This is a genomic window from Aequorivita marisscotiae (assembly GCF_029814825.1).
Classification (GTDB): Bacteria; Bacteroidota; Bacteroidia; order Flavobacteriales; family Flavobacteriaceae; genus Aequorivita; species Aequorivita marisscotiae.
The window spans coordinates 1,071,901-1,083,573 of sequence record NZ_CP122379.1 but is presented as its reverse complement, the minus strand read 5'-3'; the positions used below and the strand labels follow the sequence as shown (position 1 = coordinate 1,083,573).

At 37.9% G+C, this 11,673-nt stretch carries 7 protein-coding genes; 1 reads left to right on the top strand and 6 read right to left on the bottom strand.

All coding sequences use genetic code 11. From position 1 onward, the window contains the following. Positions 1–32 precede the first annotated feature (32 nt). The 3 genes from QCQ61_RS05045 to QCQ61_RS05035 form a co-directional block, all read right to left on the bottom strand. On the bottom strand, positions 33–1,418 hold the full coding sequence (locus QCQ61_RS05045; protein WP_279449687.1) for an OmpA family protein: 1,386 nt from the start codon (positions 1,416–1,418) through the stop codon (positions 33–35). Positions 1,419–1,540: 122 nt separating this feature from the next. After that, on the bottom strand, positions 1,541–2,740 hold the full coding sequence (kbl, locus tag QCQ61_RS05040; protein ID WP_279449686.1) for a glycine C-acetyltransferase: 1,200 nt from the start codon (positions 2,738–2,740) through the stop codon (positions 1,541–1,543). 22 nt (positions 2,741–2,762) lie between these two features. Next, entirely contained in the window at positions 2,763–5,921 is a 3,159-nt protein-coding gene (locus tag QCQ61_RS05035; protein WP_279449685.1) for a UvrD-helicase domain-containing protein, read from the bottom strand. A gap of 137 nt (positions 5,922–6,058) precedes the next feature. Here QCQ61_RS05035 and QCQ61_RS05030 point away from each other — a divergent pair, with 137 nt between their 5' ends. After that, a complete protein-coding gene (locus QCQ61_RS05030) occupies positions 6,059–6,667 on the top strand; it encodes a superoxide dismutase (protein ID WP_279449684.1) in 609 nt (202 codons plus the stop codon). A gap of 1,357 nt (positions 6,668–8,024) precedes the next feature. On the opposite strand, the gene QCQ61_RS05025 is transcribed toward QCQ61_RS05030, so the two are convergent. From QCQ61_RS05025 to QCQ61_RS05015, 3 genes are all read right to left on the bottom strand, one after another. Then, positions 8,025–9,923: an amidophosphoribosyltransferase gene (locus tag QCQ61_RS05025; RefSeq protein WP_279449683.1), complete on the bottom strand. Its 1,899-nt coding sequence runs from the start codon at positions 9,921–9,923 to the stop codon at positions 8,025–8,027. Between the two features lie 59 nt (positions 9,924–9,982). Beyond that, positions 9,983–10,906: a PfkB family carbohydrate kinase gene (locus QCQ61_RS05020; RefSeq protein ID WP_279449682.1), complete on the bottom strand. Its 924-nt coding sequence runs from the start codon at positions 10,904–10,906 to the stop codon at positions 9,983–9,985. A 90-nt stretch (positions 10,907–10,996) separates the two neighbouring features. Continuing rightward, the gene (locus QCQ61_RS05015; protein WP_279449681.1) at positions 10,997–11,629 is read right to left on the bottom strand and encodes a ribonuclease H family protein; all 633 of its coding nucleotides are present in this window, start codon (positions 11,627–11,629) and stop codon (positions 10,997–10,999) included. Positions 11,630–11,673 lie beyond the last annotated feature (44 nt).

The window sequence follows — 11,673 nt, the reverse complement described above, 5'->3', positions numbered from 1 at the left end:
TCAAAATTATTTATTAGAAATATTCTTCTAGATTATTTTTCTAAAGAAATTTCAACTCTACGGTTTTGTTGTCTACCAGCTGCAGTATTGTTAGTTGCAATTGGTCTTTCTTCACCAAAACCTTCAGAACGTAAGCGATCGTCATCCATTCCAATAGTCACTAAGTAATCGTGAACTGAAGCAGCTCTTTCTTTAGATAACTTCATATTGTATGAATCACTTCCTCTGCTATCTGTATGACCTTCGATAAGGAAATTAGAATTTGGATATTCTTTCATAATATCAGCGATACTCTGAAGTGCTGAGTAAGATTCCTTTCTAATGGTTGCTTTGTCATAGTCAAACAAGATCGTTTTAGAGTACTCATTTAACTGCTTGATAATTTCTACGGAAACTTCAGGACAACCTTTGTTTGCTACAGTACCAGCAACATCCGGACACTGATCGTCTTTATCTAATACACCGTCACCATCTCTATCTTGGTAAGGGCAACCGTTATTTTCTTTTGGACCAGCTTCGTTAGGACAAGCATCTTCTTTATCTGCGATACCGTCACCGTCAGCATCAGGGCATCCGTTAAGAGCAGCTAAACCAGCCACAGTAGGACACTCGTCAAGGTGATCTGGAATACCGTCACCGTCAGTATCAGGGCATCCATTAAATTCAGCTAAACCTGGAGTATTTGGACACTCGTCAAGTCTATCTTCGATTCCATCACCATCAGTGTCAGGACATCCGTTAAATTCAGGAAGACCAGGAGTTTCTGGACATTCGTCATCTTTGTCGTATATACCATCACCGTCAGTGTCTTTTCCACCGAATTGGAAAACTATACCAGCAGAGTGTTGGAAGTGTGTGATTCCGTAAGAATCTTCGAAAGCATGTTTATAAGTGGATTGTAAGTTTAGAGCTAAATAGTCATTGAACCAAAACTTAACACCTGCAAGTGCGTTAGCAGAGCCAAACCCTATATCGTCTACCCAAGTGTAACCACCACCGATACCGATAGAAGGATCAAACCAACTGCTATTTAATGCACCTTTTAAACTGTACTTAATTTCACCATCTGCACTGTAGTAGCTCAGATCATCAGCAGGAAGGTCTCCTAATCTATCAATACGGTTGATTGAACCTGCTGCAGTGAATACAAAACCACTACCAATATATCTACTGATAGCAAGTCTTGAAACCGATGGAAGGATGTTCCAGTGGTCATTTGCATTAAAGTATTCGTCAAAAATATCCCCTCTAGCAGCAGCTGGGATACGTACTTGGTCTTCGTTGAGACCTGCTGGATAAACGTCAACAGCGTTTACACCAACCTCAACAGCCCAAGGATTGTTTTCGTCTTGCGCGTTCGCTACCCCGATTGCCATAAAAAGGACAGCAGCAACTAATAATCTGTTAAGATGTTTCATATTCGATTGTTTAATTTTTAAGTGTTAATTAAGAGCAAAAGTAAGTTGTTAAATTTTATAAACAAAAGCAAATCTAATAAAATTTTCCTAAAATCACTGCTATTGGTAGGGAAATAAAGGTTTTAATCGCCAATAACGTTTAATTCTTTTCCTACCTTAATAAAGGCACGTATCGCTTTATCTAAATGTTCCTTATTATGTGCCGCAGAAAGCTGCACTCGGATTCGGGCTTTACCTTGGGGAACCACTGGAAAAAAGAATCCGATTACATATATTCCCTCTTCCAATAATTTATTTGCCATTTCCTGAGAGAGTTTTGCGTCGTACAGCATTACCGGGACAATGGCCGATTCGCCATCAATAATATCGAACCCTGCATCTTTTAAACCTTTTTTGAAATATGCCGTGTTTTCAGTGAGTTTATCTTTTAAACTAGTATCGTTTGCCAGCAAATCGAACACCTTAATAGATGCTCCAACGATAGCTGGTGCCAATGAGTTGGAAAACAAATATGGACGCGAACGTTGGCGCAGCATATCTATAACTTCTTTGTTTCCCGTAGTATAACCGCCCATGGCGCCGCCTAGTGCTTTTCCGAGCGTGCCAGTAATTATATCAACACGGCCCATCACACCCTTTTCTTCCAAGGTTCCGCGACCGGTGTCACCAATAAAGCCTGTTGCATGACATTCATCTATCATAACCAAAGCGTCATATTTATCTGCTAAATCGCATATTTTGTCAAGTGGCGCAACTAATCCATCCATAGAAAAAACGCCATCTGTTACTATTATTTTAAAGCGTGCCCCATTTTTATTAGCGGCGATAAGTTGCTTTTCCAAATCATCCATATCATTGTTTTGATAACGATAACGTGCCGCCTTACATAATCGCACCCCGTCTATAATGGAAGCGTGATTTAGTGAATCTGAAATAATAGCATCCTCTGCACCCAACAATGGCTCAAAAACCCCCCCGTTGGCGTCGAAACAGGCGGCATAAAGAATTGTATCTTCGGTACCGTAAAAATCGGCGATTTTTTGCTCCAATTCTTTGTGGATATCTTGGGTTCCGCAAATGAAACGAACAGACGACATTCCAAAACCGTGTGTGTCCATAGTATCTTTGGCCGCTTGAATTACTTCTTTGTTGGCCGATAAACCTAAATAGTTATTTGCGCAAAAGTTTAAAACCTTTTGACCTGTAGAAATTGTTATCTCGGCACCCTGAGGCGAAGTAATAATTCGCTCTTTTTTGTATAATCCGTTTTCTTTAATTTCTTCCAGTTCTCGCTGTAGATGTTCTTTTATTTTTCCGTACATATTCTAAATTTTAAGTTCAAAATTAAACTTTATTTATTACTATTTCGTCCTCGTTACTATATATAAGTATTTTTTCGATATTTAAAAAGCCCATTTCTGTTAGCGCGTTTGCATATTGAGCCACTTGTTCTTTGTGCCTGGTTGTTGGCAGTCCCGTTTTGTAATCAATTACAACCGCTGTATTTTTTAAATTTACATTTATTCTATCGGGCCGCAAAACCAGACCATCTTTAGTAATAATACTGCGCTCGTTATAAACACTATCGGTACCCGAAAACAGATTTTCCAATTTGGGATGTTGTATAATTTTATAAACCGTTTGCTGTAATTTCTCTAATTCTTCCTTTGGAATTATTGCCCTTTCTTCCAGTTCCATCAAAACTTTTGTTGCATCGGCCTTTGTATAAATTTTAGCCATGGTTTCATGAAGCAAATTTCCAGCAGAAATTGCAGCAGCGGTATCTTCTTCCAAATAAAGTTCTTGAGGCGCGACCAGTTTTAGTCCATGCCGTTTTGGGCTACTGGATATATAACTTGGCTCTACCTGTGCAATGATTTTTTTAACCTTTGAGGTTTTCGTTGAATCACTTCCGAATTCATAAATCATTTGGTCATTATTCCACACCCCTTTCTGTTTTAAAAACTCCATAAAAAGCTGGTTGTAACAGGTAGGAATTCCGTCCTTTGAGTCTTTGGGCATTTCTGAAAAAATAAAAAGCTGCTCCACTGCGCGGGTTAAAGTAACGTAGAGTAAATTAATATTATCTAGCTCTAACTGGCTGCGATGATCGTTGTATAATTGCTCGCCCACTTGGCTATAATTAGCTATTTCGGACTTAAAGTTTATCTGCGCTTCACTAAAACTGAAATCTTCCATTTGTAAAGGATACCACAGTTTATCTAGCTTACCATCGTACAATTGAATATCGGCAAATGGAAAAATTACCACTGGAAACTCTAATCCTTTCGCTTTGTGAACAGTCATCAATTGCACTGCGTTGGTTCCTTCACTAGCGGGAATGGAAGCGCTTTCTTTTTTGGTTTCCCAATAATCTAAAAACAAGACTTTATCGGCTTGTGGCTTTTGTTCAAAATCATAAACTAAATCCATAAAACCAAATAGATAAGCATCTGCTGTTTTCGCAATTTCAAATTTTTCAATGCAATATTCAAAAGCTTCGTAAAGTGAAACGGAACGCATTCGATTAAAGGTAAATTCGAGGTTGTATTCCTTAAGGTTTTCGACGAATTTTGTTTCAGAAATATTTAAAAATTTAGTAAAAAATGTATGTTTTTCTTTCGAAATTTTTAAATGATCGTGCAGTAAATCTAGTAGTTGTATTTTAGCCTCCTCTTTATTTGGATACACGCAAAGTTGCAATGCAAAAACCAATATTTGCACCAATGGCGAAGATTGTAGCAGTAATGTTTCTGAAGAAATAACTGGCACACCCCGCTCCATTAAAAAAGCACCGAGGGCAATTCCTTCTGCTTTTCGGCGCGTTAAAATACAAATATCGCTTTCGGAGAAACCGTTGTTTCTCGCTTTTAAAATAGTTTCAAAAACAAGGCTTGAATAGGTTTCGTTTTTTTCGGCCTTATTTTGCTTTTCAATAAATTCGAATTTTATGTAGCCGTTTTTTTTATCGTTGCATTCTTGTTTGTTACCTTCTAGATATAATTCACCGTGATTTGGATTGGCAAAATATGAAGACACAAAGCTGAAAAATTCATTATTAAATTTTACGATTTCTGCACAACTACGAAAATTAGTGCCCAATGTGTGTATTTTCTTTTCCCGCTGAAACGGATTCACTTTTCCGTACAAATCCATAAATTGTTCGGGCAACCCACCGCGCCAACGATAGATAGATTGTTTGGCATCGCCTACCAATAGCAAGCTACCAGAACTTGGTTCCAATTGTTGCGACAGGGCATTATCTATTAATGGTATAATATTTTCCCATTGCAACTTTGATGTATCCTGAAATTCATCGATAAAAAAATGACGGTATTTTTCACCCAAGCGTTCATATATAAAAGGCGCCGGTTGGTTCTTAATTTCCTTGTTTATCAACGAATTGAATTCTGAAATTGGCAGGACGTTTTTTTCCTCCTTGATAGCTTCAATTTCCTGATTTACTAAATTAATCACTGACTGTGGCGTTGTATTTTTTAGAATATTTTCAACTAGCAACAATTTAAAGACCATCGTTTTTGTTTGCTGAAAATTTTTGATGAATACGGGTGTTAGTTCATCTATTATCCCTTTAATTGCGTGAGAAACACGGCCTGGATACAGAGGCTTTTCGCCCATGGTTTCTTGCCATTTAGTTGAAAAATTAAGTTGGAATCTGCCGGTTGCAAGGTTCTGAAAATGCTTCGGCAAATAGCTACCGCTAAAATCATTAAACTGCAAGCCGCTTTCTTCAATTAGCGCGAGGGTCTGCAAAGCAATTGTTTCAATTTCGGCAGAGAGAATCTTCTTTCTTTTAAGTAATTGCTTTTTAAATTCGAGAAATTCTTCCAAAGATTTTTGTTTCAAAATAGAAACATGTGTGGCTTCATTTTCATTATAAAGCAATTTTGCGGCGCTGGCAATATCTCTCGAAATATCCCACGATTTGTCGTCATCGGTTTTCTCCAAGGCAAAATCGAGCAATACTTTTGTAATTTCTTTATTTTCACCCGCTTTGCTCAATAAAAGATCTACGGCTTCCGCCAAAAGTTCATCTGTTTCCAGCGTGACTTCAAAATTGGTTGCCAATTTTAAATCGCGCGCAAATGTACGTATAAGCCTATGGTTAAACCTATCAATAGTTTCAACGCTAAACGCCGCGTAATTATGGAGCAAGTTTTTAAGAATTCTTTTAGACCGTACTTGAATTTCTGTAATAGTGAGTCCGGTTTCTTCTGCTAAAATGCGCAACATGGGCAGCGGTGATGCAGCATTTTGCTCATTGCTAAAATTTACCAGAGTATCTACAATTCGCTGCTTCATTTCGGCAACCGCTTTATTGGTAAATGTTATTGCCAAAAGGTGCTTAAAATAGTCGTCGTTTTTTGCGGAAAGAATTTGTTTCAGATATTCTTTTACAAGGGTGAATGTTTTACCGCTCCCTGCGGCAGCATTATATATTGAAAAGGAGGTTTGTTTTTCCAAGGAAGTTACATTTTCCACTAAAATACGGCTTTTATGGTTTTAGAATCAAATTAATCTATAGTGAAATAGAAATCTTATAAAACCTATAACACAATTAAGTTTTTAGATTGCCTAAATTTGGGTAAAATTAGTAATAACCAAAAAACAAATATATTATGTCTTTCGAATTACCAAAATTACCGTATGCATTTCATGCACTAGAACCGAATATAGATGCAAGAACCATGGAAATACATCACGACAAACACCACCAAGGATATACCAACAATCTGAACGCTGCGATTGAAGGTACAGATATGGCAGGTAAATCTATTGAAGATATTTTAAAAAATCTTGATATGGACAATAAAGCCGTTCGAAACAACGGTGGCGGATTTTACAATCACAGTCTTTTCTGGAAAGTAATGTCGCCAAATGGTGGCGGAAAACCTTCGGGCGATTTGGCAAAAGCTATTGACGATGCCTTTGGAAGTTTTGAAGAGTTTAAAGAAAAATTCTCTACTGCCGCTAAAACTCAGTTTGGCTCAGGTTGGGCTTGGCTTTGCGTACACAAAGGAGGCAAAGTTGAGGTATGCTCCACGCCAAATCAAGACAATCCGTTAATGCCCAATGTAGGTTGCGGAGGCACGCCAATTTTAGGGTTGGATGTTTGGGAACACGCATATTACTTAAAATACCAAAATAAACGTCCTGATTATGTAGGAGCATTTTGGAATGTAGTTAATTGGGAAGAGGTTTCTGCCAACTACGATAAAAATAAGTAATACAATATATTATATACTAAATATAAAATCCACAGCTGTTTTTAAGCTGTGGATTTTTTTTGTGAATTTTTGAATAGAAAATTGAATATAAATTTTTTATAAAAAGTAAATGCAGAAAAAATAGAAACGGCTCGAACGAGATCTGATATTAATATGAAATTTTGGAGACTCGCCACCCTTTTTGGATGTAAGAATGAACCAACCGAAAGACAGACAAAACAAACAAGTGCAGATAAGAAAAGAAACGGCTCGAACGAGATCTGATATTAATATGAAATTTTGGAGGCTCGCCACCCTTTTTGGATGTAAGAATGAACCAACCGAAAGACAGACAAAACAAACAAGTGCAGATAAGAAAAGAAACGGCTCGAACGAGATCTGATATTAATATGAAATTTTGGAGGCTCGCCACCCCGTTTAGATTTGGGCATAAAAAAAGACAAACGAGTGTTTGTCTTTTTTTGCCCCAAATCTACCATGAACTTAACCTACTTATGCTAATGGTATGCTCAAATATATAACTTTATCTGACTCGAAAATTTGCTTTTAGATGAATGGCTTGTTTATTCGATAAAAAACAATATTGAGTAGATTTAGTTCTAAAATTAAGCTATTTAGTTAAAATTTTAACATCGCGAAATGGCTTGAAAAAGTGTCCTTTACACTTCTGATCTGGAAGCGAAAAAATGTATTTGTTTAAAGCAGAAAAATACAGCTCTTTCGAAAGTGTATGATGAAACGGCTCGCAACCAAAATTGAAACAAGTTTTATAGTTTTTTATGAATCTTTCACATCGTAACTCAAATGAGAATGAAACCATCAAAGGGTGGAAAATGCAGCTCTTTCGAAAGTGTATGATGAAACGGCTCGCAACCAAAATTGAAACAAGTTTTATAGTTTTTTATGAATCTTTCACATCGTAACTCAAATGAGAATGAAACCATCAAAGGGTGGAAAATGCAGCTCTTTCAAAAGAGTGGGAGAAAACGGCTCGCAACCAAAATTGGAACAAGTTTTATAGTTTTTTATGAGTCTCTCACATCGTAACTCAAATGCGAATGAAACCATCAAAAGTTGGAAAATGCAGCTCTTTCAAAAGAGTGGGAGAAAACGGCTCGCAACCAAAATTGGAACAAGTTTTATAGTTTTTTATGCTCGCCACCCCATATTTGGGGCATGAAAAAAGGCAGATCTTTCGATCTACCTTTTTTGCCCCAAATCTTACCATAGACCTAACCTACTTACGCCTTATGGTAAGCCCAAATATAATTCAAGTTTAAGCCATAAAGTATTGTCAATCAACATATTCGTTTAAGTGAATTAGAATTCCGTTAAACGGCAAATGTTGTGTTAAAATTTAATAGGCGCGTTCTGGATTTCCTTCAAAGAAATTAATATAAGCTCTGTTTACAACTCTGTTGCCTCCGGCAGTGGGATAGTTTCCTGTAAAATACCAGTCTCCAAGGTTTTTCGGGCAGGCTTTATGAAGATCATCAACCGATTGAAAGATGAGCTTTACCTTAGCTTTTATATCTTCATCGCTAATTATTTCCGAAATTTTATCCGAAATTTCCTCATCGGAAAAAGGAGCATACAATTCTTTTACGTGATTAATAACCGAAGCATCTTCCATTACAACTTGTTCCTTACATTTATGATATATCTCTTCAACAATTCCGTATGTGCCACGATCCTTGTGAAGTGCTAAAGCAGCTTGAAACGCCACCAGATGTTCGAGCCGGGCCATATCTATTCCGTAGCAATCTGGATAACGAATTTGAGGCGCCGAAGAAACAACAACAATCTGCTTTGGATGAAGCCTATCCAACATCTTTAAAATGCTTTTCTTTAACGTGGTGCCGCGCACTATGCTATCATCTATAATAACAAGATTATCATTGGGTTTTACCACACCGTATGTTACGTCGTATACGTGAGCAACCAGATCGTCTCGACTACTATCGTCCGTAATAAACGTTCTGAGTTTAACGTCCTTTATTGCAATTTTTTCAGTTCTAATTTTATGCGCTTGTATTTGTTGCAGGCGCGCCGTGGTTAAACTATCTTTTTCGTTAAGAATAGCTTCATTTTTCTGCTTATTAAGTTCATCCTGTGCCGCTTCGAGCATTCCGTAAAATGAAGTTTCGGCAGTGTTTGGAATAAATGAGAAAACAGAATTTTCGGTATCGTGATCTATCGACTCTAAAACCTTTGGCATTACCAATTTACCAAGCATTTTTCGTTCTTGATAGATTTCGGCATCGCTACCGCGAGAGAAATAAATACGTTCAAAAGAACAAGATTTTCGTTCGAGCGGTGGAAGAATTTCAGCCAGTTTCATTGTGCCGTTTTTCTCTACTATAATGGCATTTCCAGGATCCAACTCTTTAACTTCTTCAAAAGGAACGTTGAAAACTGTTTGAATTGCCGGCCGTTCAGATGCCACTACAACAACCTCATCGTCTTGATAATAATAAGCCGGACGAATACCTGCCGGATCGCGCAGTACAAAGGCGTCTCCATGACCCAATAAGCCAGCCATTGCATAACCACCATCCCAATCCGCAGCCGATCGTCGCAAAATTTTAGCCACGTTTAAGTGTTTGGCTATATACGGTGAAGCCTCCTGTTTACTCAATCCTTTGGCCTTAGCTTTTTTATAAAGCTTACGAACCGCATCGTCTAAAAAGTGACCAATTTTTTCCATCACTGTAACGGTATCGGCCTTTTCTTTTGGATGCATTCCGAGTTTTATGAGCGTATCAAAAAGCTCGTTGGTATTGGTCATATTAAAGTTACCCGCAATAATTAAATTACGGTGCATCCAGTTATTCTGACGTAGAAATGGATGTACATTTTCAACACTATTTAAGCCAAATGTTCCATAACGCACGTGGCCAAGAAAAAGTTCGCCTATATACGGAATGTTCTTTTTTTGTGCTGCAACGCTATTCTTGTATTCGGGATGCTCAGAAAACTCAAGATTTATGCGTTCGTTTATTTGCGCAAAAATATCCTGAATGGGTTGCGCAGCGTTAGATCGTACGCGGCTTATGTAACGCTCACCAGGGTTTACATCTAATTTAATACTGGCAAAACCAGCACCGTCTTGCCCCCGATTGTGCTGCTTTTCCATCATTAAATACATTTTGTTTACTCCGTAAAAGGCCGTTCCGTATTTCTCCTTATAGTACTCTAAAGGTTTTAACAGTCTTACCAAGGCAATGCCACATTCATGTTTTAACGCGTCGCTCATATTTTTTCTGAAACTATATAAATGTACAAAAAACGCCCTTAATAAGTAAGGGCGCGTATTTAGGTTAATTTTATATCAAATTGTGTCAAGCTCTTAAATTGCTGAATGCGTTGATGCACATCCTTGTTTGTAAGGTTGAGCAATCGTTCTGGCCCAAATTTTTCAACACAAAACGAAGCCAATGCCGAACCATTAATTACTGCGTTCTTCATATTATCATAACTGTAATTACCGGTTTTTGCCAAATATCCGGTGAATCCACCGGCAAATGTGTCGCCAGCGCCAGTTGGGTCAAAAACCTCCCGCAAGGGCATTGCTGGAGCGAAAAAAACATCGTCGTCGCCAAATAGTAATGCACCGTGTTCGCCTTTTTTAATTACTACATATTTAGGTCCCATTTCCATTATTTTAGCAGCAGCCTTTACTAATGAATATTCGCCGGAAAGCTGTCTCGCCTCTTCGTCGTTTATTGTAATAACATCAACTTTTGCGATTACCTGCATTAATTCGTTCAAAGCACTATCCATCCAAAAATTCATAGTGTCTAAAACAATTAGCTTCGGCGAATTCATCTGCTCAATTACGCCCAATTGGACGAGCGGATGCAGATTTCCTAACATGACCACTTCGGCACCGCGATAGCCCTCGGGAACTTTAGGGTTGAAATCGGCAAGCACATTTAAATCTGTGATTAAAGTGTCGCGGGTATTCATATCGTTATGGTATTTTCCGCTCCAAAAGAAGGTTTTTCCATCCTCAACCACTTCGAGACCCGAAATATCCATCCCGTTTTCTTGAAGCATTTTAAGATCATTCTTCGGAAAATCGCCCCCAACAATAGAAACAATTGCGCCATCAACATTAAACTGCGATGCAGCCAAACCTATATAGGTAGCGGCGCCGCCAAGAATTTTATCGGTTTTTCCGAAAGGAGTTTCAATAGCATCAAAAGCTACAGTACCAACGATTACGAGTTTGCTCATAAAGGGATTTTTAAAGAGGGTGCAAATTTAATCAAATTAATTATAAAAGAATGAGCTTTTAACAGCTTTGAAAGAATCTTATTGTAGGTTTCACTTCCTTCCAAAATCCGCAGGAATTTCACCCCAAGCCTTGGTTTCCCATTTTACTATTTTCGTTTCGTATTTATTGGTTTTAAGCCAGTTTTCAGCACGTTTAACCAATTCAAAAAGGGTTTTATTTTTAGCAGATTGTTTTAGTTTTGTGTTGCATTTTTTCTTTTTTACCCAGCCCATCGCAATGCGCGAATCACTGTAAATAATACGGTCGCTGTTGTTCTTTTTAAGAAATGCCAAGCCGTGCACAAGTGCCAAAAACTCCCCAATATTATTGGTTCCCTGCTGAAAAGGGCCTTGGTGGAAAAGTTGTTTGTGCGTTTGCGTATCCACGCCCCGATATTCCATCTTTCCGGGATTGCCGCTGGAAGCTGCGTCCACAGCGATAGAATATAGATTCGGTTCGCCTATTTTAAGAAGCTGTTCTTTGGAAAGTGTCTTTTTTACAGTTTTCCCTTTATAATCTGCATATTCTTTATTGTAGGCTTTTTTAGCTTCATCAAACGTTTCAAAACTTTTGTATTGCGCCCCTTTTACGCCATCTATAGAACGTTTGCATTCCTTCCAACTGTCAAATATTCCAGCGGGATTACCAAACCAAACTACGTAAAATTTCTGCTTTTTAGCCATAAAGATTAACGATTGTCGATTAACGATTTTTGATTGTTGAACTA